Raw genomic sequence first — 23,407 nt, forward strand, 5'->3', positions numbered from 1 at the left:
ATTAGTTTAATCCTAAAACATTTCTTTTTATAATAGGTAGCTTTTCTTGTATATTATCTTTTGAAATCCCAAGAACTGGTAATTCAATAAACTTTTCTACTTTTTGCATATTAAAGTAACTATTAATTATCTCAACTGCTTTTTCTCCCATTAAAAATGGTTGCTGCATTCCGGCACCTACTAAAACACCACTAGGAATTAATTCTAAGAAATTTGGTTCTGCATCAAAAGTAATAAGTAAAATCTCTTTTTTACTCTCTTTTATGGCTTTTAATGCCCCTTCGTACTTATCAGAACCTTGAAGCCATAAAGCTTTTAAATCAGGATAAGTATTTATTAATTTTTTACTTAATTTATATGTCTCTTCTAGTGAAAAATTAACTTGTTGTTCAATACCTGCACCTTTAATATTCTCTTCATTTAAAGCTTTTAAAAAACCAGCTGTTCTTTCTTGACCATTTTTTCTTTTTTGAGGAATTGAAATAATTCCAACTCTTGCATTTTCATAGTGTAATTCTTTCATTTTTTTTGCAAGAATTTTTCCTATATCATATGCACCTTTGTAGTTATTTGAAGAAATAAAAGATAAAAATTCCCCACTATCTGTTCCAATATCAGAAATTACAACAGGAATATTTGCCTCTTTTGCTAATTTTAAAATAGTTACACAAGCTGAGGAATTTGTAGGTGACACAATAATTGCATCTACTTTATTTTTTATAGCATTAACAGTGGAAATTAGTTCTTCTTTTGCTTTATTTTTTGAATTATATATCTTAATATTATATTCAAACTCTTTTGCTTTATTTTCAATACCTCTGCTCATAATTTGCCAAAAAGGAATACTCATATCAGAAACAATGTAGGCTATATTTTTTTTATTACTCTTTTCTAAATCATTTGCAAAAGCACAAATTGATAAAAAAAACAATAATAAATAATTAATTATTATTTTATTCATTTAGATTCTTCCCTTATCTAAAATCTTTGTAATTACCCAATTTTAGCACATAAAAGGTAAAAAATATAAAAATAATTTATATTTATGAAAAAAATATTTTTTATTGAAAAATAATGAAGTTTAAACTTATATAAATTTAAAAAAATATAAAAATTTATTAACTTTTTTTAGATAAATTTACAATTTTTTATAAAAAGATGCTTTTTTATTTATAATTTATATAAATACCCCCAAAACAACTCTTTTAAACCGATAATTAGTAAAAATTAGATAAAATCTAGTAAATTACACTAAATGGATTTTTAATGATAGTAAATATTACTTTACCAAATAATACTTCTTATGATATTACAATTGACAGATTAACAAATATATATTTTGATACTAAAGTTGTTGTGGTAACAAACCCAACAATTAGTGGATTTCATCTAGAATATTTAAAAGAAAAATTAAGTGCTAAAGAGTTAAGCATTGTAACTATTCCTGATGGGGAAGAGTATAAAAATATGCAAACAATTGATATGATTTTAAATCATTGTTTTGAAAATAGACTTGATAGAAAGTCATTATTAGTAGCTTTTGGTGGTGGTGTTATAGGGGATATGACAGGTTTTGCAGCTTCTATATATCAAAGAGGAATAGATTTTATACAAATACCTACAACTCTTTTATCTCAAGTTGATGCAAGTGTTGGTGGAAAAACAGGAATAAACAATAAATATGGGAAAAATTTAGTAGGAGCTTTTCATCAACCAAAAGCTGTATTAATTGATCCTTACTTTTTAACTACTTTACCAAAAAGAGAATATGGTGCAGGAATTGCTGAAATTGTAAAAATGGCAGTTACTTTTAATAAAGAGTTTTTTGAATGGTTAGAACAAAATGATTTAACAAATGAAGAAAATATTAAACAAGCCATTAGAAAATCAGTTGAAACAAAAGCTTTGGTTGTTTCTCAAGATGAAAAAGAGACAGGTATTAGAGCTGCTTTAAATTATGGACATACTTTTGGTCATGTAATAGAAAATGAAACAAACTATAAAACTTACTTACATGGTGAGGCTGTTGGTATTGGTATGGTTATGGCAAATGCACTTGCTTTAAAAGTTGGACTAATAAGTGAACAAGAGACTTTAAGAGTTAAAAATCTATTGGAAAAATATGAAATTCCTACTTCTTATAAAATAAAAGATGTACAAGACTTTTATGAACATTTCTTTTTAGATAAAAAATCACTTGATAATAAAATTAAGTTTATTCTGCCAAAAGGTATTGGTGATTGTGTAATTACTAATGAAATAAAAAAAGATGATGTAATCGAAACTTTAAAGGCATTTAATTAATGAAAACTAAATTTTTTCTTTTATTTTTATTTGTAACTTTTTTTTCTATTTCTTCTTTTGCTCAAGAAAAAGTTGAACAAACTAATACTTTAACAAAGCAAGAGTTAGAAAATAAGCAAATTGCCCAAAAGCAAAAAGCTTTAGAAGAAAAAAGTATGCAGGACTTGGCTCAAATAACTGTTTTACAAAGTAAAATTGAAAATTTAAATGAGAAGTTAAAAGATAATATTTTATTAAAAAGATATAGTAACTATATTGCATATAGAAAAATCTCTACTGAGCTTGACTCTTTAAAAAAGAGTTTAAAAAATAAAGGAAAAAGTGAAGAACAATACTCTCAACTAAATAATAAAATTAGAATTAAAGAAAATGAGTTAGAGCTTATTTCAGAATATAAAGGCTCTCCTATTGGAAATCTTTTAAATCCACCTGATGTGGAAAAATATGAAGGAATTACTAACCCTTTTGGAATAATTAATGCACTTTCTTATATTAAAAAATTAGAAAACAATAAAAAAGACTTTATCTCTGTTGAAAAAAGTATTTCAGATTTATTACTTTTACTTGAAGAGAAAAGTTTTTTATATCTTGAATTATATAATTTAGAACAGAAAACTGAATATAAACAATTACTTAATTTTTTAGATAAACAAAAAAAAGATTTTACTATGGTTTTAGAGATTGTTTCTACTACTGAAGAGGTATATACAAGAAAAGTAGAACAAGTGACTTTAGAGATAAAATCACAAATTTCAAATCAAATAGAGAAGATTTTTACTATATTAATAATTATTTTCTTACTATTTTTTATAACTTTTTTAATAAAACTTGGACTTAAAAAGTATTTTTCACAAAATGAAAACTATTATATGATTAATAAAATTATCAATTTTATAGTGGTATTAATTATAGTTTTAATTATTCTTTTTTCATATATAGATAATGTTTCATATGTGGTAACAATCTTAGGATTTGCATCTGCTGGTATTGCAATTGCATTAAAAGATTGGTTTATGTCAATTTTTGGATGGATGGTTATTGTAACTTCAGGTTCTATTCAAGTTGGTGATAGAATTAAAGTTACAAGAGGTGGAGTTGAAGCTGTTGGAGATGTTTTAGATATTTCTTTATTTAAATTAACAATTAGAGAAGATATTACTTATACTTCATATACAACAAATAGAAGAACAGGAAGAATTTTCTTTATTCCAAATAACTATGTTTTTTCTGAAATGATAGCAAACTATACTCACTCAGGATTAAGAACAGTTTGGGATGGAATTGATATTACAATTACTTTTGATTCAAACTATAAAAAAGCTCAACATATTGCAAAAGAGATATTAAAACACTACTCAAAAGGATATACTGATATTACAAGAAAACAGTTATCTAAAATGAGAAGTAAATATCAGTTAAGAGCAACAGGAGTTGAACCAAGGGTTTATACTTTTGTAGAGCCAAATGGAATAGTAATTTCTTCTTGGTATCTTACTAACTCTTATGCAGCTTTGGTTCTTAGAAGTACAATGTCTCCTGAGATATTAAAAGCTTTTATGGAAGAAGATGATATTCATATTGCTTACCCAACTCAACAAATTAATATTAATGATACAAATAATGCTTATGGGCCTTCAAGAAGACCTGTGCCAAAAGATTTGGAAGAGCAAATTATTAAAAGATAGAATCAAGGATTAGATTTTAATGAATTTTTCAACAAATAAGCCAAAGGTTTACTTTAAAACTTTTGGTTGTAGAACAAATGTATTTGATACTCAAGTGATGATGAGTAATTTAACTGATTTTGAAGTTACAACTGATGACAAAAATGCAGATATTGTAATTATAAATTCATGTACTGTTACAAATAGTGCAGATTCAACTGCAAGGGGATATATTAACTCACTAAATAAACTACCAAAAAAACCAAGAGTTATTTTTACAGGTTGTGGAGTTTGGACAAAAGGTGAAACTTTATTTAATGAAAATAAAATTGATGCACTTTTTGGACATAGTGAAAAAGAAAAAATCAATGATTTATTAAAAAGTGAAGATAGATTTTTTCAAGCTGGTGATTTAGAGCATATTGATGAAACAATAGTTGAAGAGTTTATTGGTAAAAGTAGAGCTTTTATAAAAATACAAGAGGGTTGTGATTTTAGATGTAGTTATTGTATTATCCCTTATGTAAGAGGTGATGCAAGAAGTTATAGTGAAGATAAAATCTTAGAGCAAGTGCAAAAACTTGCAAGCAATGGCTTTGGAGAGTTTATTTTAACTGGAACAAATGTGGGAAGCTATGGGAAAAAACAACATACTTCTTTAGCAAAACTTTTAAAGAAAATGTCTTTAATAAAAGGTGTAAGGCGTATTAGAATGGGAAGTATTGAGCCTATTCAAATTGATGATGAATTTAAAGAGATAATTAATGAACCTTTTATGGCTAAACATCTTCATATTGCACTACAACACACTTCAAAAGAGATGCTTAAAATTATGAATAGAAGAAATAAAGTTCTTTCTGATTTAGAACTTTTTGAATTTTTAAGAGATAATGGTTATGCTTTAGGAACAGATTTTATAGTTGGACATCCTGGTGAAACTAATCAACTTTGGGCTGAAGCTATGGAAAATTTAAGAAAATTTCCTCTTACTCATATTCATGCTTTTACCTATTCAAAAAGAGATGGAACACCAAGTGCTATTATGAAAGATATTGTAAAAGGTGATATTGCAAAAGAGAGATATAATGAACTTGTCTCTATAATAGAAGAGAAAAATTACCAATTTAGAAAAAATAATACAAAAAATTTAGAAATATTAATTGAACAAGAAAAAAACGGGAAATATATAGGTCTTGATCAATTCTTTAATCAAATTGAAGTTGAAAGTGAAGTTGATTTGGTTGGGGATTGGATATTTTTAGATGATTATAAGGTAAGGCAAGATAAAAATGTCGCAAAATTCAAATAAAAAATTAGATAAAAATCTAAAACTTATGAGTCTATCAGCAACCATTTTGCTGATTTTATTTATCTATACAATGTATAAAAGTAGTACACAAATTGAAGGAAGCTCTTACTATGTAGGGCTTCTTTTTTTATTTTTATTACTTGTAGTTGCAATATATATAAGATTAAAGCAAGATAAGATTAAAGAGTTTTTCGAAAAAAAAGGTGTAAATACAACTGCTTTTGAAAAAGAGTTACAAAAGCAAAAAGAAGAAGCTGTAACTACAACAAAAGAAGAATTAACTTCAAATATTAAAGCAGTAACTTCAAATATAACTTTTAAAGATGTGGCAGGTATTTCTGAAGTAAAAGAAGAACTTGAAGAGATAGTTGATTTTTTAAATTCTCCTAAAAAGTATATCTCTCATGGGGTTAAACTTCCAAAAGGTGTACTTTTAGTAGGTCCTCCTGGCGTTGGGAAAACACTTATTGCACGAGCCGTGGCAGGAGAAGCTGATGTACCATTTTTTTATCAAAGTGGTGCAAGTTTTGTTCAGATTTATGTGGGAATGGGAGCTAAAAAAGTAAGAGAGCTATTTATTAAAGCAAAAGCTTGTGCTCCTGCAATTGTATTTATTGATGAAATAGATGCAATTGGTAAAAAAAGAACAGGAACTTCAAATGATGAAAGAGAAGCAACTTTAAATGAACTTCTTACTCAAATGGATGGATTTGAAGGAGATAGTGGAGTTATTGTTATTGCTGCAACAAATAAAATTGATGTTTTAGATGATGCATTACTTAGAGCTGGAAGATTTGATAGAAGAGTTTTTGTAAGTTTACCAAATATTGAAGATAGAAAACATATTTTAGAACTATATTTAAAAGGTAAAAATTTAGAGTTTGATGTGAATAAACTAGCTGTTTCAACAGCTGGTTTTTCTTCTGCTGCACTTGCAACTTTAGTAAATGAAGCCCTATTAAATATGATAAAAAGAAATTCTAAAATATTAGAAGAAGAAGATATAGAAATTGCTAAAAATAAATTACAATTTGGTAAAAAACAAGCAAAAATCTTAGATGAAAAGCAAAAAGAGATTTTAGCAATTTATCAAGCTAGTAAAGCTTTTGTTTCTAAACATAAAACAGCTTTATTTGATGAGGGGATTTCTAAATTAGACTCAACATATCCTTCATATCATGAATTAGTTGAAAATATTAGAAGATATTTAGCTGGAAATATTGGAGTTGAAGTTATAAAAAAAGAACAATATGCTGTAAATAGTGAGGATTTAAAAGAGGCTATGAATATTGCTTTAAATATGGTAGATAATTATAAAATGGTTACTGATGCAAATGAACTTATAAATAGAGTTAAAAATGAACTAAGAGCAGAATTATCACATAATGCAATACAAATAAATAGATTAAAAGAGATAATGCTTAAAAATGAGGTAATTTTTGAAAATGATTTCTAATTATTTTAGTGGCTTTTGTTTAAAAGAAGAAAAAGAGCTATTTAGTGAATATTTAATAGAAAATGATTTTACTATTTCAGGTTTTTCATATGGAGCTATAAAAGCTTTTAAAAAGGCATTAAATACTCAAGAAAGAGTTGATTTAATACAGCTTTTTTCTCCTGCTTTTTTTCAAGATAAAGATAAAAAATATATAAGAATGCAATTAATGTTTTTTAAAAAAGATGCAAAAAATTATTGTGAAAATTTTTTAAAAAATATTGCATATCCTAAAAGTGTAGATACTTCAAAATATTTTAAGCAAGGAACATATGAAGAGTTAGAAGAACTTTTAACTTTTATTTGGGAAAAAGAAGAACTTGAAAAACTAATAAATAAAGGTACGAAAATAGAAGTTTATTTAGGTTCTGAAGATAAAATAGTTGATGCAAATAAAACAAGAGAGTTTTTTAGAGAATTTGCAACTATTTATTATATAAATAATGTAGGACATATTTTATAAATATAAAAGGATTTTAATGAAAGCAAAAATTGGAATAATAACAGCAAGTGATAGGGCAAGTAAAGGTATATATGAGGATTTAAGTGGTCAGGCTATTATTGATACTTTAAATGAATATTTAACTTCTCCTTGGGAAAGTGTATATAGATGTATTGAAGATAATCAAAAAACTATTGAAGAGACTTTAAAAGAATTAGTTGATAAACAAGGATGTTGTTTAGTAGTAACAACAGGTGGAACAGGTCCAGCTGCAAGAGATGTAACACCAGAAGCTACAGAAGCAGTTTGCGATAGAATGATGCCAGGTTTTGGTGAATTAATGAGAGCTGAGTCTTTAAAATATGTACCAACAGCAATTTTATCAAGACAAACAGCAGGACTTAGAGGAAGCTCATTAATTGTAAATTTACCAGGTAAGCCAAAATCAATAAGAGAGTGTTTAGATGCAGTTTTCCCTGCAATTCCATATTGTATTGATTTAATGGAAGGTCCATATTTAGAATGTAATGAAGAAATAATAAAGCCATTTAGACCAAAAAAATAGTCACAAATTGTACCTTAAAGTGTATAAATAGTGTAGGCTAAATGTACATCATATGTGAAATAATTTTTTTGTGTAACTTTAAGTAATAAAATTTTTTTTATATCATAATAATTTCTAATTTACAAAATTATTTAGTAATTAAAAATTAAAATAATTTAATTAAGAGGAAATTTTACAAAAAGGAATATTTTTGAAAAAAATTGTTTTTGCATTGATTTTAGCCTGTGCAATGTTTATGTTGGCTAGTCTCGCTTTTAGTACCCAGCATTCAATACTATTGGCGATTATTGTTTTATTAGTTGTTTTATGGACTAATGAAGCTTTACCAATTGGAGTTGTATCTTTACTTCCAATTATATTATTCCCCACTTTTGATATTTTGAGTACAAATGCAACAACTGCAAATTACTCTAAGTCAATTATTTTTCTATTTTTAGGTGGTTTTATGATTGCTATTGCAACTCAAAAAACTAATTTACATAAATATGTTTCTAGTAAATTACTAACACTGTTTCCTAATACTCCAAGGGGAGTTATTTTTTCACTTGCAATTACTTCAGCATTTTTAAGTTCACTAATTTCTAATACAACAACTGCACTTTTACTTATACCAATTGCAATGTTTTTAACAACTGATATAAAATTAAAAGTAAGACTTGTTTTAGCAATAGCTTATGGAGCAAGTATTGGTGGTATAGTAACTCCAATTGGAACTCCTCCAAACTTAATTTTATTAGGATTTTTGGAACAACATCAAATTGAGCCTATTGCTTTTGTTGAGTGGATATTATTAACAGGTCCTTTAGCTTTAATTATGTTAATAATAATTCCTTTCTTTTTATCAGTTGGAGTAAATCATTTAAAATTTGATACACATTTAGAGGATAGAGAGCACCTTACAAGTGATCAAAGAAGATTACTTTATATAATGGGAAGCTTAATAGTTTTACTTTTTGTAAACTCTAAAATTGAACCTTATTATTCAGGATTAGGTTTAAATGAAAAAGGAATTTTGCTAGGATATGGTCTTTTAATGTTTTTACCAAAAATTGGATTTTTAAATTGGGATGATACTAAAAAAATCCCATATGAAATTATCTTTTTATTTGGGGCAGGTTTTTCAATTGCTGCAGCTTTTTCAAAAACAGGTCTTGCATCAGAGATTGCAAATTATTTATTGGATTTAACAAATCTTCCATTTATCGTAATGATTTTATTGGTTGCAAGCTTAATTACTTTCACAACTGAAATTACTTCAAATACAGCACTTATTTCTATTGCTTTACCAATTATTTACTCTTTAGGTGAGGCTGCAAATATAAATATTACTTTAATTTTATTAGTATCAACAATTTGTGCTTCTTATGCCTTTATGCTTCCAATAGCAACCCCTCCAAATGCAATAGCCATGAGTAGTGGCGCCGTTAAAGTAAAAGATATGGCAAAATTTGGATTATTATTTAATATTTTAGGTATTTTAGCTATTACTGCAATTGCTTTATTATATTGGCAATTTTATTTATAAAAGTATTATAGCCATTTGGCTATAATACGCGAATGCAAGAGATTATAAAAAAACTAGATTTAACAGAATATTTAGAATCATTTCAAGAACTTTTTTCACGAAAAAAAAATATTATTCTTGAAGGTGATATTAACTTACATTATAAACTAATTGAAGAGCTTTCAAGGTTTGAATTTAATCCTCCAAGTGAGGTTGCAAATTTAGATACTGCTTTAATACATATTCAAAAGCAAGCTGTTTTAAGACTTGATGATATTTTTGAATTTGTAAAAATAATCAGATATTTTTTATACTTAAAAAGATTTAGTTTTGAAGGGAAACTAAAAGAGTGGATTGATAAAATAATCATTCCTGAAGATATTTTGAAGCTTGAGTTATTTTTTGATAGTAAGGGTAATTTAAAAGATGGTGTTGATGAAGATTATGATTTAATTAAAGATGCTATTTATAGAAATAAAGATTCTATAAAACAAAACTTGTATAAAATCATCAATTCTTCTAAACTTAAACCTTATTTAGTAGATTCACAAGTTCATTTAGTAAATGATGAAGAGGCAATTTTAGTAAGAGGTGGATTTAATCATGTGGTAAAAGCTACTGTTGTACATAGGTCTAATTCTGGATTTTTCTATATTGTTCCTCACTCTATTAGTGAACTAAAACAAAAAAGAAGTGATTTAATAAATAAGCAAGAAGAGGTTATTTTAAAGCTATGTAAGCAAATAACTTCTAGTTTTGAAAAAAATATTTTATTTTTAAAATTTATAAATAAAGAGTTTGATAGGTTTGATCATTATCAAGCAAGATTATTTTTTGCAAAAATAAAAGATAAAAACTTTATTTTACCAACAAAAAAAGATAGTTGTAAATTAATTAACTTTAGACATCCAGCACTTCATGATGCAAAACCAATTTCTATTGACTTTTCTAAAGCTGTAATAATGATTACAGGAGTAAATGCAGGTGGAAAAACAATGATGTTAAAATCAGTTTTAAGTGCTGTTTTTCTATCAAAATATTTAATTCCTTATTATACGGATAAAAATACTCAAGTTGGAACTTTTAAAAATATAATTGCAGTTTTAGATGACCCTCAAAGTGTAAAAAATGATATTTCTACTTTTGCAGGAAGAATGGTAGAGTTTTCAAATTTATTTACTAAAAAAAATGCAATTGTTGGAGTTGATGAAATTGAACTTGGAACAGATTCTGATGAAGCTGCAAGTTTGTTTAAAGTAATAATTGAAGAGCTAATAAAAAAAGATATAAAGATTATTATTACAACTCACCATAAAAGATTAGCTGCACTTTTGGCTGCAAATGAAAATGTAGAGTTAATTGCTGCACTTTATGATGAAGAAAACCAAAGACCAACCTATGAGTTTTTACATGGAACAATAGGAAAGTCTTATGCTTTTGAAACTGCAAGTAGATATGGTATTCCACATAATATTATAAAATATGCAAAGCAAGTATATGGGGAAGATAAAGATAAATTAAATGAACTTATTGAAAGAAGTAGCTCTTTAGAAAGACAGTATCAACGAAAACTTGCCCTTTTAAATGAAGAAATAGAAAAAATTGAAAAATTAAATAAGAGTTTAAAAGAGCAAAAAGAGAGTTTGGATATGCATATTTTACAAGAGAAATCTAAACTTCATAAAGAGTATAAAGATGCAAGAGAAGAAGCTAAAAAAGCTATAAAAGCAAAAATTATGCAAGATGGACATAGACATTTAAATATTGCACATACAAAAGCTTCAAGTATTAAAACTGAAAAAGTAAAAGAGGTTGAAGAGTTAAAAGAGGGTGATAGGGTTAAATATAGAAACTCAAAAGGTGTAATTATTTCTATAAAAGGTAAACAAGCTTTTATTGAAAATGATTCAGGAATGAAAATGAAAGTTCCCTTAGAAGAGCTTTCAAGAAGTGGAAATGCTCCTAAACCACAAGTAAAACCAAAAGCAACAATAACTGTGGCAAAACCAGAAACTGGACATATAAAGCTTGATTTACATGGACAAAGAGTAGAAGAAGCTTTAGAAAACCTAGATAAATTTATTTCAGATTCTTTAATTGCAGGATTTGATGAAGTATTGGTTTATCATGGTATTGGTATGGGAAAATTAGCTGCTGCTGTTAAAAAGTATCTTGATAAGCATCCAAAGGTTAGAGGTTATGAAGATGCACATCCAAGTAGTGGTGGCTTTGGTGCAAAAGTTATTAAGTTATAAGGAATAAAATGCAAGAAGAAATAGAATCAGTACAGAAGATTTATAATCTTCTAATAGAGTTTTTTATGAATTATAGTTTTCAAATTCTTGGAGCTATAATTATTGTTTTTTTAGGTTTTTTTGTAGCTAAAAAATTTGCACAAGCTGTGGAGAGATTATGTTTAAAAAATGATTTAGATGTAACTCTTACAAAGTTTATTGTAAATATTGTAAAGTTTGGGATAATTATAGGTGCAGCTATAATTGCTATTGGTAAATTAGGAATTACCTTAACACCTTTTATTGCAGGTATTGGTGCTGCTTCACTTGGTGCAGGATTGGCACTTCAAGGAACACTGTCAAATTATGGAGCAGGGTTATCTATTATAATTACAAGACCTTTTATAGTTGGAAATACAATAACTGTTCAAGATGTTTTTGGAATAGTAGAAGAGATAAAACTAGGTCATACTATACTTTTAACAGAAGATGGAGAAAAAATCACTGTTCCAAATAAGTATATTATTGGAGAGGTAATTATTAACTCTTTTGAATATAGAATAGTTGAAGCAACGGTTGGAATATCATATGAAAGTGATATGCAAAAAGCTATTAATATTATTTTAGATGAGATAAAAAGTTTTGAAGATTCAATCTCAACAAGTTCTAAACCTCAAGTGGGAATTAAAGAGTTTGCTGATTCTTCTGTTAATATAGAGTATAGATATTGGGCTAAAACTGAGATTTATTTTGAGACACAATATAAAATAAATTTAGCTATCTTTGAAGCTTTAAAACAAAATAGTATTGAAATTCCTTATCCTATTAGAAACTTATACTTACATCAACAACAAGCTTAATAAAATAGAAGAATTCTTCTATTTTATTAGTAAAAATGAGTTTATTGCACAAGTAATTCTTTTTTCTAAATCACTTAAATCTGTATTTATATAATCAATTTGTATTTTATATAAGCTTTTATTTTTATAAATAAACTCTAAAATAAAATACCCAGCATATAACTTGGCTTTTTTATTTTTTTTACCCTTATCTTCTTTATCATTTTCATATAAGTGAGCTTTTATAAGAATATTTTCCAAGTTGCTATTTTTACTTTGTTTTATATATTTTAAAAGTATATTATTAACTTTTTGTTCAAATATTTTAAGAGTAAAACTATCTTTTAGATTACTTTTCATATATTTTGAGTATTCAATTGAACTTTTTAATTTATAGTTATTTAGATAAAAGAGTTCTTGGGCTTTTTTTATATACTCTTTATTTTCAATTTTTTCAAAAGTGGTAGTTTGATTTTGGCAAGGTACTCTTTTTACTTTTTGTGAGGGTTTATTTAGTTGTTCATATATAGCATATGAGAAAAACAAAAAAATTAAAAATAGAATTGAATAGAGAAACTTCATAAATAAACCTTATATATTTTATTTGAAAATTGTATATTATCAAAGTAAAATATATAAGTCAATATTATTTTAAAATTATAAGTAAAAATAATATTTATAAAGAGCTATTTTCTTTTAGCTACTGTAATCTCTAAGTCAAATTTAGTAAAGTTTTTATTTGTCTCACTCTGTTTTTCTTCACTAATTATAAGTTTTGAACTATCTACTTTTTTAGTTTTAAAATAATCTAAAATAGTTTTAATTCTATTTTGTGTTAAAAGTTTAATCTCATCTTCTGTAATAATTTGTTTTAAAGCAATATTTTCTTTTAGGTTTGCTAAATATTTATCTTTTAAAAATACTTCTTTTTTATTTTCATTTATAATAAACTCTTTTTTTATCTCTTTTAACTCTTTTTTATTTTTATATGAAGTATATAAATTTTCAATTGCAATTTGATATTTATCCCCTTTTGATACTTTTTTCATTTGCTCTTCTATTAATAAAGTTGCTTTTGAATTTTGTAAAGCTTTTATATCATTTGAAGTATAGTTTGGAATAATTTTTATAGCAATATTTGGTCTTTTTTCCATAATTAAAGCAAGATTATCAAGGGCTTCTTTTTCTGATGGAAGTAATTTACTACTTGCATATTCAAAATCAATAGTTTTTATTTCATCAGCTTGAATACCTAAAAGTGAAGCTAATAAGTTAAAAGGTGCACTTACTGCTTTTAATATCAAGTTTGTAAAGGCTTTCCAAATAATAGGACCCACTGAAAAGTTAGGATCATTAACATCCCCAGAAATAGGTATATCTAAGTTGATTATTCCTTTTGAATCTTCAAGTAATGCAATTGCTAGTTCTAGTGGAAGTGAAACTGCATCTTCACTTTTTATTTCTTTCCCAAATCTAATATCACTTATAATTATGCTATTTTTAGCATCTAAATTTGAACTTTTTATATTATATTTTAAATCAAGATTTAATTTACCTGAGTCTATTTCTCTACCTAAAAATTTACCTGAGTAAGAAGTGAAATTTTTAATAGTAATATTTTTAAATATCATATTTATATCTGTTAGATTTTTTATATTTTGATGTTCAACTAATCCTGTAATTTTTGTATAACCATATGTATCAACAGCACCTTCTAAATTAAGTTTTGTTGGTTTCGAACTTTTTGAGTTGAATTCAGAAAAGTTTCCATTTAAATTTGAAACCAATGTTTTAAAAGGTATTGGTAAATTTTTATCTTCAAAATTAAAAGAAGCATTTTCTATTTTAAGTGGGCCTATATCTAAGTTTAAATTATCTTTTGAATTGTTTTCTTTTTGTGTATTAGTAGTTAGTTTATCTTTTTGCTCTTTTTTATTTGTTGTAGTATTTTTAGGAAGCGTAATACTTATATATGGCTCTTTTAACTTTGTATTTTTTATTGCTAAAGTATTATTTTCAAATACAATTTTATCAATAATTAAATCTATGTTTTTTGTAATAATTTCAGCTTGTAACTGTTTAGTTAAAAATAAAGCTTCTTTTTTTAAATCAATTTTATCTAAAAAGATTTTTTCTTTTTCTTTTTTTAAATTTGTTGCAACTAATGATAGGTTTTTTATATCAAGATTTAGTTGTTCTTTTTTATTAGATATTTTAATTGAAGGTTCATTTAAAGTAATTGTTGAGATTTTTAAATCCTCTTTTTTTACTTTAAAATTATCAATATTAAAACTAAGATTATTTAGTCTTACTTCATTATTGTTACTTTTATCACTATATTCAAGCTGTGCTTTTGAAATATTAAATGTTTTTAAATCAAAAAACCACGGTAAAGAGTTTTCTTCTTGTTTTGTAGGTTCTTTTTTTTCTATTGTATTTATAAGTGTAGTAAAGTTTATCTCTTTGTTTTTAGATATAATTGCCTTTACAAAGGGTTTTTCTAAAGATATTGATTCTATATCAATTATTTGTTTTGGGTATTCTAAAAATAGGTTTTTAACTAATAAATTTTCAAATTTTGCTAATGTAGAGTTTTTTTGTTTTAAATCAATATTTTTTATAGCTAAATTTAAATTTTGAACTTTTAAATCTAAAGAGTTATTAAAATTTATTTGATAACCAAAGTTTAAATCAATAGAAGCCTTATCCTCTAAGTTAAAATTTAACATACTTTTTTTATAGCTTAAAAACTCAGTTGGTTTTAAATTTTGTAAACTTACATTTGCATACATAGAAAAAGGTTCTAATTTAAAGCCACCTTTCATATTTAAAGTTGTATTTTCATTTATTTTTGTACTTAAAGTTTGTGAAGCAACAATATTTTTAAAACTTCCTAAATCATGAAAAACATAGTTTAAGTTATTTAATGAAATAGAAAAAGGATCAATTTTACTATTTCTTGTATAGTTTATTGTTGCATTATTTATATTTGTTGTAAGTATTAAAAAATCAATTATAGAAGAGTTTGTATTTTTATTTTTTTCTTCTTTTTTTTCTTTTGCTAATTTTGTAAGATTTATAATACCTTTATCATCTTCAATTATATTAATTTTTGCATCAGTTAAATTAATTTTTTCAAATCTTATATGATTTTTATCAATTGTTTTAAAAATAGAAAAATCAATATATAAATTTTTAAAATAAATTAATGATGTTTCTTTATCTTTTATTTCAAACTCATCAATATTTATTTCAAAAGTAAAAGGATTTAATCTAAGATTTTCTATAAAAACCTCTTTTGTAATATTTTCATTGATTATTTTTATTATTTGTGGTTTAAGAAAATAGGGAATAATAAAAAATCCAATTAAAGAGTATAGTAATACTAAAGATATTAGTATTTTTATAGTTTTATTAGTTTTCATTAAATTACCTCTCTTTGCAGTTAGTTTTATTATAGCAAAATAAACATAACTTCGCTACAATCCCATTAGAGAAAAAAGGATAAGAATGACAGTTATAGAAATATTTCAAAAATTATTAAAATTTAAGTCAATTACTCCTAATGATGATGGGGCTTTTGATTTTATAGAAGAGTATTTAGGTGAAGAGTGGAATTGTATAAATATTGATAGAGAAGATACAAAAAATAGATTTTATTATAAAAAATTCAATGAAAATCCCCAACATTTATGTTTTGCAGGACATATAGATGTGGTACCTCCTGGGAATGGTTGGGAAGTTGATCCATTTGAAGCAAAAGTTATAGATGGTATAATAACTGCAAGGGGAGCACAAGATATGAAAAGTGGTGATGCTGCTTTTTTATATGCTTGTAAAAATGCTAAAAATTTTGATGGGACTTTATCTATTTTACTAACAAGTGATGAAGAGGGTGAAGGAACTTATGGAACTATTAAAGCTTTAGAGTATTTAAAACAAATTAATATGATTCCAAACTATGCAGTTGTTGCAGAACCTACTTGCGAAGAAGTTTTTGGAGATGCAATAAAAGTTGGAAGAAGGGGAAGTATTAATGGATATATTACAATTAAAGGAAAGCAAGGTCATGCTGCTTATCCTGAAAAATGTATAAATCCAATACATAATTTTGCTTCAGTATTACCAAAAATAGCTGGTATTAATTTAGATAATGGAGATGAATATTTTTCTCCTAGTAAATTAGTAATTACAGATATTAGAGGTGGTATGAAAGTTACAAATGTAACTGCAAATGAATTAGAAATTATGTTTAATGTAAGAAATTCTACAAATACTACAAGAGAAGATGTTGAAAATTTTATTTATGAAAATTTAAAAGGTTTAGATTATGAATTTAGAACTACACAAGGTTCCTTTCCTTTTGTTACAAATAAACAATCAAAAGTAGTAAAAGCTATGGAAAATTCAATTAAAGAAATATTAAATATCACTACAAAACATAGTACAGCTGGAGGTACAAGTGATGCTAGATATTTTGGTGCTTTTGGAATAGAAGCAATTGAATTTGGTGTAATAAATGATACTATTCATAGTGTAGGTGAGAGAACTTCTGTTAAAGAAGTGGAAGATTTATGTTTAGTATTTGAAAATTTAATAGCAAAGTTTTAGAACTCTTTTAAATATGCAAATAATAATTTACGATAAAAGTTACTTAAATAAAATTCCAGAACTTTTTGTAAATTCTATTTATAATAGCTGTAAAAAAGATTATACTCTTAAGCAGTTAGAAGCTTGGGCTGGTTTAAATATTGATTATAAGTTTTGGGAAAATAAACTTAAAAAAACAAAACCTTTTCTTGCTATTTTAGATGGAAAATTAGTAGGTTTTGCAGAATTTTATAATGATTATATAGATTGTTTTTATGTGGATTATACTTTTCAAAAAAAAGGTATAGGCAAAGCACTTTTAACTCATATTATTTATATAGCAAAACAAAATAATATAAAAAAAATTAAAGTAGATGCAAGTATTACTTCAAAACCTTTTTTTGAAAAATTTGGATTTAAAAAAGTAAAGAGAAATTTAGTAAAAAAAGCAAATGAAGAGTTAATAAATTACTCTTTAGAATTAATACTATAGTAACCTTAAAAGGTTACTATAGCTTAGTTGCAAGTTTTAGTATAAAATAGATCTAATTTTATAGGAATATCAAACCATCCTTTATTTTGATGACCTGAAACTTCTTTATTTAATATTTCTAAAGCTGGCACTAAATCAAAATCTTGTGCATCTATTACTCCTTTTATAATTACTTTATTTTCAGCAATTTTATACTTCATTGGAATAACTTTAGATTTTTCATTTAAAGTAAATTCAATATCCATTGTTTTTTTATTGACTTTAAGAATTTTAGCTTCAACTTTTGAAGATTTAAGATTTTTAACAAAATACTTTAAAATATTATCTGTTTTTTGATTACTATAAGCATTAATATTTTTTAGATTTATTTTTGCTTTTGTATTTAACAATGCTTCTTGTAAAGTAGATTTATTTTTTGTAGTAATTAATTCTATTTTATCAAAGCTTCCATTAACTGAAACTTTTTCTAAAGTTTTATATGAGGTCCATTTAATTTTTAACTCATTAATACTAATGCATTCTTTTGCATTTAATGTCATAGATAGGAAACTAAAGCAAAATATTGCTACTAAAGATTTTTTAATTAAACTCATTTTTACTCCTTTGAAAATAATTAATATAATTATATATTATTATTGTGTTCATTTTGTGTTTATAGATAATCACTTGGAATAAAATATCCATAATTTCTAACATTTCTAAGATAATTACTAGGTAATTTTTTTCTTAGTTTTTTTATAAATTGCCTAATAGCATTTTCATTTTTAAATCTATCAATATCTAATAGATACTCCATTTCTTCGTAAGTTATAATAGGTTTTTTATTTAATAAGTAATCTAAAAAGATTAGTTCTTTATTTGTTAAAAAAAAGATATTATTTTGATTTTTAATTAGGGAACTTTTTTTATAAAATGTAAATTTATGGCTTAGCGTTATAATATTATTTAAAGATTGCCTCTCTAAAAATTTTGAAAAAACCTCTTCTAATTTCTCTTTTGTTAAAGGATACACGATACATTTTAATAAATTTAATTCTATTGCATTTAAAATTAGTTTATTGTCTGCTAAAGTAGTAATCATAGCAATGGGGGTTTTAAAATCATCTTTTCTGATTTTTTTCAAAGTTTCAATAACTGATACATTGTCTACTTTAATATTTGTAATTATTAAAGTAGGACTAACTTCTTTGTATAACTTAAGTATTTCATAATTATTTGAAGCAATATATACTTCTTTAAATAGAAACTTAAGTATTTCCAAATTTTCATTTCGAATCTCTTCTTTATTATCTGCATAAAGAATAGTAAATTCTTTTAAATTGTTAATTAAATCTTTATTCATATTAAATCCTTTAAATAATTATTATATAATTTATTTTATTATTAAATTAAAAAAAGAGTAAATTTGCAAATTTTTTTAATATTTTGTGGTTATAATGTAAAAAAATAAAGGTAATTAATGAAAACTATAGGATTACTTGGTGGAATGAGTTGGGAAAGTACAGTTTTATATTATAAGCAAATAAATGAAGAAATTAAGATACAACTTGGTTCTTTACATAGTGCAAAAGTAGTTTTATATAGTGTAGATTTTGAAGAAATAGAAAAACTTCAACATAGTAAAAATTGGAATAAGGCAGCTGAGATATTAAGTATCGCTGCAAAAAATATAGAAATAGCAAGTGCTGATTTTTTACTTATTTGTACAAATACTATGCATAAAGTTGTACCTACTATTGAAAAAAATATAAAAATTCCTATTTTACATATTGCAGATGCAACAGGAAAAGTACTTCAAGAAAATAGTATAAAAAAAGTTGGTCTTTTAGGAACGGCGTTTACTATGAAAGAAGAGTTTTATAAAAATAGAATAAAAAGTAATTTTAATATTGAAGTAATAGTTCCAAATGAAGAAGAGATTAATATTATTCATAAGATTATATATGAAGAGTTATGTTTAGGTATTATTAAAGAAGCTTCAAAAAAACAATATTTAAAAATAATTGATAATTTAGTTTTAAAAGGTGTTCAAGGGGTTATTTTAGGGTGTACTGAAATTGGAATGTTAATAAAACAAGAAGATACTAAAGTTAAACTTTTTGATACAACTTTAATTCATGCAAAAGAGGCTGTAAAAGAGGCATTAAAGGATTAAAATGATGATATATGGAACAGCTTGGAAAAAAGAACAAACTACTAGACTTGTACAAGAGGCAGTTTTATGTGGTTTTAGAGCAATTGATACTGCTTGTCAGCCAAAACATTATAGAGAAGATTTAGTAGGTATTGCTTTAGAAAATCTTTATAAAGAAGGTATAAAAAGAAATGAACTTTTTATACAAACAAAGTTTACTCCTATAGAAGGGCAAGATATAAATAATATGCCTTACTTAAAAGAGGATAATGTAATAATACAACTTGAAAAATCTTTTAAAAAATCAAAAGAAAATTTAAAAACAGATTTTATAGATTCATATATTTTACATTCTCCTATTTATCCCATATCTGATTTAGTAAGTGTATATACAAAAATGCAAGAGTTTTATGAAAACAATGAAGTAGGGCAACTAGGAATTAGTAATTGTTATGATTTAAACTTGCTTATGTATTTATATGATATAGCAAAAATCAAACCAAAAGTTTTACAAAATAGATTTTATGCACAAACAAATTATGATAAGCAGTTAAGAGAGTTTTGTAAACAAAAGGGTATAACTTATCAAAGTTTTTGGTCTTTAAGTGCAAATGCACATATTTTAGCTAGTAATGAACTAGAAGAGTTATCTTTTAAATATAACAAAAGTGTTGCACAAATATTTTATAGATTTTTAACTCAGATAAATATAACACCACTAAATGGAACAACTTCTAAAGTTCATATGTTAGAGGATTTACAAATACAAGAGTTTACTTTAAAAGAAGATGAGCTTAATTTAATATTAAAGTTTTTATAAAGGAATAAGAGATGAATATAGAGAAGCTAAAAGATTTACAAGAGGAGTTTTTAGAAGTTTATCCAAAAGCTTTTGAAGATGAAAAACTACTTCCTATTATGAAAAAATTTAATCCTTGTAAACTTGAAGAGTTATCAAAAGAGGCTTTTTCAAAACAGAAGTTTTCTACTCCTGAAATTATTTGTGAAGATTTTTTAAAAATAATTTTTAAATCAGTAGTTATTTCTTTATATGATAAATTAAAACTAAGAGATGCTATAAAAGCTATGAATATATATGAAAAAGATATGTTTAGTATTGCTTTATATGATTTACTATATAAAAATAAAAAACAAGGAATGAATGACTTAGTTGAAATATTAACTCCCCATAAGCTTGCTAAATGGACTATAATCTCTATAATTCCATACTATTTAAATAGGCAAAAAGAGTATTTTATAAAACCAACAACTACAAAAAGTATAATTGAGTATTTAGAAATAGAAAATTTAGTGTATAAACCAAAACCAAGCTATGAATTTTATGTAAATTATAAAAAAGTTTTAGATACACTAAAACCTACAGTAAACAAAGCTTTAAAAAAAGATAATGTATGTTTTACTGCCTTTATTAGAATGGGTATTGAAATATGCAATGATTAAAATTATGGGGAGAAAAGATGTTTATAGTAAATTTAAATTATATTAAACCTTTAGAAGAGGTTGATAAATATTTGCATGAGCATATTAATTATTTAGAGGAACAGTATAGTTTAGGTAATTTTGTTGCTTCAGGTAAAAAAATACCAAGAACAGGTGGAGTAATCCTTTCAAAGATTAGGTTTCTAAGTGATTTAGAAAAAATTTTACATCAAGACCCTTTTCATAAAGCAAAATTAGCAACTTATGAAATTACAGAGTTTATTCCAAGTATGACAGCTAAAGAGTTTGAAAATTTAAAAGAATTAGTTTAAATAGCAATTTTTGGATTGTTTAAAATCTTTTGTTTTGATAAACTTATTATAATTTAAATAAAAGAGTAAAAAATGATATTAAAAGTAGCAGATTTAAATGATATTGATGAGGTATTAGAACTTCATTATAAATATCAAGTTGATTCTATTAAAGAAGAAGATAAAAAAGATGGATTTGTTACAACTGCTTTTACAAAAGAGCAGCTAACAAATCTAATTGAAAAAGAACAAGGTTTATTTATAGCAAAAATAGATAATAAAGTAGTAGCTTATGTAATGGCTGCATCTTGGCAATTTTGGTCTGTTTGGCCTATGTTTGCGCATATGATAAAAAATTTGCCAAATTTAGAGTATTTAAATCAAAAATTAAGTGTAGATAACTCTTATCAATATGGACCAATTTGCATAGATAAAAGTGTAAGAGGAAAACAAGTTTTAGAAAGAATTTTTGATTTCTCAAGGGCTCATATGGCAAAAAGATTTCCAATTTTGGTAACTTTTATTAATAAAATAAATCCAAGGTCTTATGAAGCACATACACGAAAATTAGGTTTAGAGGTTATTTGTGAATTTGAATTTAACAATAATCACTATTATGAATTAGTTTATGATACTTCTAAACCTGTAATTTTATAAATTTATACATTCAAACCATATTTTTGAAAAAGCAATAACTGCTTTTTCAATCTCCTCTTCTTTAAATCCTCCAAATCCCATAGAAATTAAAATTGTATTTTTATAAGTATAAAGATAAATTTTAATATTTTTTTCAATAGCTTTATCTTGTAGTTTTTCAAAATCAATATTAAGTTTTGCTTGTATTAAAATAGTTAAGCCACTTCCTTCTCTTATAATCTTAAAACTATCTTTTAAATATTTTAAAAGAAATTCTTTCATTAAATCATGCTTTTTTTTATTTAAAGTTCTTACTTTTCTTAGATGTCTTTCCCAAAAACCTTCTTTTAAAAAAAGTTCCAAAGTTTTTTGAGTATTAATACAAGTACCTGAATATGAAAAATCAAAAGTCTTAATATATCTTTCAATAAGACATTTTGGTAAAACAAGATAACTAACCCTTAAAGCAGGGGAAAAAGCTTTTGAAAAAGTTCCTATATAAATTACTCTTTGATTATTGTTTATTCCTTGTAGTGAAGGTATGGGTCTATTATAGTAACTAAGTTCACTATCATAATCATCTTCTATAATATAGCTATTGTTTTTTTCTGCCCATGAGATAAGTTTAATTCTATTTGAAATTGGAATTGTAACCCCTGTTGGGTATTGATGCGAAGGAGTAACATATAAAAGTTTAGCTTTTATATTTTTTAAAAGTTCAAGATTTATTCCCTCTTTTGTAATAGCAATTTCTTCAATATTATAAGACATTAGTTCAAAGACTTTTTTTGCAACTTTATATCCTGGATATTCAATGGCAAAATGGTTTGTATACTCTTTAAATAAATTGGCAATAATAAACATAATATCTGAAAATCCACTTGCTATTACTATTTGTTCACTACTACAATTTACAGCCCTTGAGCTTGCTAAATATTTTGCAATTTCTTCTCTTAATCCTATATCTCCTTGTCTATTTGGATATTCAAAAAAATTCACTTCTTCTTTTATTACTTTATTATAAAGTTTAGCCCAAAGTTTTTTAGGAAAAATATCATTGCTTAATTTTGCTTGATAAAAATCATATTTATATTTTTTTTGTTTTTCTTCTTTTGTTGTTTTTAAAGGTTTTTGTATTTTTAATTTTGTATAAATCTCTTCATTAACAAAATATCCACTTTGAGGTTTACTATAAATATAACCTTCCACATAAAGTTGGTTATATGCAGCTTCAACTGTATTTTTGCTTATTTTATAATCTGATGACATTTTTCTAATAGAAGGAAGTTTTCCTTTTAAAGAGTTGTTTTTTATATCCTCTTTGATTTGTAAATATAATTGCATATATAAAGAAGTTGAAGTTTTTTCTAATTTATACATAACTGACCTTATTTAAAAACTAAAATTTGTATCTTGTGAAAAGTACAATTTTAAGATATTATAACGC

Annotated in this window: 22 protein-coding genes; 16 read left to right on the forward strand and 6 right to left on the reverse strand. The window is 25.0% G+C overall.

The genetic code is table 11. The features are described from left to right. Position 1: 1 nt before the first annotated feature. Entirely contained in the window at positions 2-961 is a 960-nt protein-coding gene (locus AMYT_RS06530; RefSeq protein ID WP_114841748.1) for a substrate-binding domain-containing protein, read from the reverse strand. A 305-nt stretch (positions 962-1,266) separates the two neighbouring features. Here AMYT_RS06530 and aroB point away from each other — a divergent pair, with 305 nt between their 5' ends. The 9 genes from aroB (at position 1,267) to AMYT_RS06575 (ending at position 12,377) form a co-directional block, all read left to right on the forward strand. Then, on the forward strand, positions 1,267-2,304 hold the full coding sequence (aroB, locus tag AMYT_RS06535) for a 3-dehydroquinate synthase (protein WP_114841749.1): 1,038 nt from the start codon (positions 1,267-1,269) through the stop codon (positions 2,302-2,304). Beyond that, positions 2,304-3,989 (forward strand): mechanosensitive ion channel family protein, encoded by a 1,686-nt coding sequence (locus tag AMYT_RS06540; RefSeq protein ID WP_114841750.1) that lies wholly within the window; start codon positions 2,304-2,306, stop codon positions 3,987-3,989. Before aroB ends, AMYT_RS06540 begins: the two co-directional genes overlap by 1 nt. Positions 3,990-4,008: 19 nt before the next feature. Beyond that, the gene (mtaB, locus tag AMYT_RS06545) at positions 4,009-5,277 is read left to right on the forward strand and encodes a tRNA (N(6)-L-threonylcarbamoyladenosine(37)-C(2))-methylthiotransferase MtaB (RefSeq protein ID WP_114841751.1); all 1,269 of its coding nucleotides are present in this window, start codon (positions 4,009-4,011) and stop codon (positions 5,275-5,277) included. After that, positions 5,258-6,733 (forward strand): AAA family ATPase, encoded by a 1,476-nt coding sequence (locus AMYT_RS06550; RefSeq protein ID WP_114841752.1) that lies wholly within the window; start codon positions 5,258-5,260, stop codon positions 6,731-6,733. The genes mtaB and AMYT_RS06550 overlap by 20 nt, the downstream gene beginning before the upstream one ends. Next, positions 6,723-7,235: a pimelyl-ACP methyl ester esterase BioV gene (gene bioV, locus AMYT_RS06555; RefSeq protein WP_191287688.1), complete on the forward strand. Its 513-nt coding sequence runs from the start codon at positions 6,723-6,725 to the stop codon at positions 7,233-7,235. The genes AMYT_RS06550 and bioV overlap by 11 nt, the downstream gene beginning before the upstream one ends. 16 nt (positions 7,236-7,251) lie before the next feature. Further along, on the forward strand, positions 7,252-7,779 hold the full coding sequence (gene mog / locus AMYT_RS06560; protein WP_114841754.1) for a molybdopterin adenylyltransferase: 528 nt from the start codon (positions 7,252-7,254) through the stop codon (positions 7,777-7,779). 190 nt (positions 7,780-7,969) lie between these two features. Then, entirely contained in the window at positions 7,970-9,304 is a 1,335-nt protein-coding gene (locus AMYT_RS06565; protein WP_114841755.1) for an SLC13 family permease, read from the forward strand. Positions 9,305-9,336: 32 nt separating this feature from the next. Continuing rightward, on the forward strand, positions 9,337-11,538 hold the full coding sequence (locus AMYT_RS06570; RefSeq protein ID WP_114841756.1) for an endonuclease MutS2: 2,202 nt from the start codon (positions 9,337-9,339) through the stop codon (positions 11,536-11,538). 8 nt (positions 11,539-11,546) lie between these two features. Next, positions 11,547-12,377, forward strand: coding sequence for a mechanosensitive ion channel family protein (locus AMYT_RS06575; RefSeq protein ID WP_114841757.1), 831 nt, complete (start codon positions 11,547-11,549; stop codon positions 12,375-12,377). An 18-nt stretch (positions 12,378-12,395) separates the two neighbouring features. On the opposite strand, the gene AMYT_RS06580 is transcribed toward AMYT_RS06575, so the two are convergent. Together AMYT_RS06580 and AMYT_RS06585 are read right to left on the reverse strand one after the other, a co-directional pair. Beyond that, positions 12,396-12,938, reverse strand: coding sequence for a hypothetical protein (locus AMYT_RS06580; protein WP_114841758.1), 543 nt, complete (start codon positions 12,936-12,938; stop codon positions 12,396-12,398). 104 nt (positions 12,939-13,042) lie between these two features. Then, a complete protein-coding gene (locus tag AMYT_RS06585; protein ID WP_114841759.1) occupies positions 13,043-15,781 on the reverse strand; it encodes a DUF748 domain-containing protein in 2,739 nt (912 codons plus the stop codon). Positions 15,782-15,866: 85 nt separating this feature from the next. Here AMYT_RS06585 and dapE point away from each other — a divergent pair, with 85 nt between their 5' ends. Further along, on the forward strand, positions 15,867-16,967 hold the full coding sequence (gene dapE, locus AMYT_RS06590; RefSeq protein WP_114841760.1) for a succinyl-diaminopimelate desuccinylase: 1,101 nt from the start codon (positions 15,867-15,869) through the stop codon (positions 16,965-16,967). A gap of 13 nt (positions 16,968-16,980) precedes the next feature. Beyond that, positions 16,981-17,439 (forward strand): GNAT family N-acetyltransferase, encoded by a 459-nt coding sequence (locus AMYT_RS06595; protein ID WP_114841761.1) that lies wholly within the window; start codon positions 16,981-16,983, stop codon positions 17,437-17,439. Between the two features lie 23 nt (positions 17,440-17,462). On the opposite strand, the gene AMYT_RS06600 is transcribed toward AMYT_RS06595, so the two are convergent. Both AMYT_RS06600 and AMYT_RS06605 read right to left on the reverse strand, forming a co-directional pair. Then, the gene (locus AMYT_RS06600) at positions 17,463-18,032 is read right to left on the reverse strand and encodes a YceI family protein (protein ID WP_114841762.1); all 570 of its coding nucleotides are present in this window, start codon (positions 18,030-18,032) and stop codon (positions 17,463-17,465) included. 59 nt (positions 18,033-18,091) lie between these two features. Continuing rightward, complete coding sequence (locus tag AMYT_RS06605; protein ID WP_114841763.1) at positions 18,092-18,781, reverse strand: response regulator transcription factor; 690 nt, start codon at positions 18,779-18,781, stop codon at positions 18,092-18,094. Between the two features lie 117 nt (positions 18,782-18,898). On the opposite strand from AMYT_RS06605, the gene AMYT_RS06610 reads away from it, so the two are divergent. From AMYT_RS06610 to AMYT_RS06630, 5 genes are all read left to right on the forward strand, one after another. After that, the gene (locus AMYT_RS06610) at positions 18,899-19,594 is read left to right on the forward strand and encodes an aspartate/glutamate racemase family protein (RefSeq protein WP_114841764.1); all 696 of its coding nucleotides are present in this window, start codon (positions 18,899-18,901) and stop codon (positions 19,592-19,594) included. A 1-nt stretch (position 19,595) separates the two neighbouring features. Beyond that, the gene (locus AMYT_RS06615) at positions 19,596-20,393 is read left to right on the forward strand and encodes an aldo/keto reductase family protein (protein WP_114841765.1); all 798 of its coding nucleotides are present in this window, start codon (positions 19,596-19,598) and stop codon (positions 20,391-20,393) included. Positions 20,394-20,404: 11 nt separating this feature from the next. Beyond that, a complete protein-coding gene (locus AMYT_RS06620; protein ID WP_114841766.1) occupies positions 20,405-21,034 on the forward strand; it encodes a hypothetical protein in 630 nt (209 codons plus the stop codon). Positions 21,035-21,051: 17 nt separating this feature from the next. Further along, the gene (locus tag AMYT_RS06625; RefSeq protein WP_114841767.1) at positions 21,052-21,345 is read left to right on the forward strand and encodes a YciI family protein; all 294 of its coding nucleotides are present in this window, start codon (positions 21,052-21,054) and stop codon (positions 21,343-21,345) included. Positions 21,346-21,417: 72 nt separating this feature from the next. Next, positions 21,418-21,981, forward strand: coding sequence for a GNAT family acetyltransferase (locus tag AMYT_RS06630; protein WP_114841768.1), 564 nt, complete (start codon positions 21,418-21,420; stop codon positions 21,979-21,981). Here AMYT_RS06630 and pdxR read toward each other — a convergent pair. Then, on the reverse strand, positions 21,976-23,340 hold the full coding sequence (gene pdxR / locus AMYT_RS06635) for a MocR-like pyridoxine biosynthesis transcription factor PdxR (protein WP_114841769.1): 1,365 nt from the start codon (positions 23,338-23,340) through the stop codon (positions 21,976-21,978). The two genes, AMYT_RS06630 and pdxR, sit on opposite strands and share 6 nt — an antisense overlap. Positions 23,341-23,407 lie beyond the last annotated feature (67 nt).

This window comes from Malaciobacter mytili LMG 24559, assembly GCF_003346775.1.
GTDB classification, from domain to species: Bacteria; Campylobacterota; Campylobacteria; order Campylobacterales; family Arcobacteraceae; genus Malaciobacter; species Malaciobacter mytili.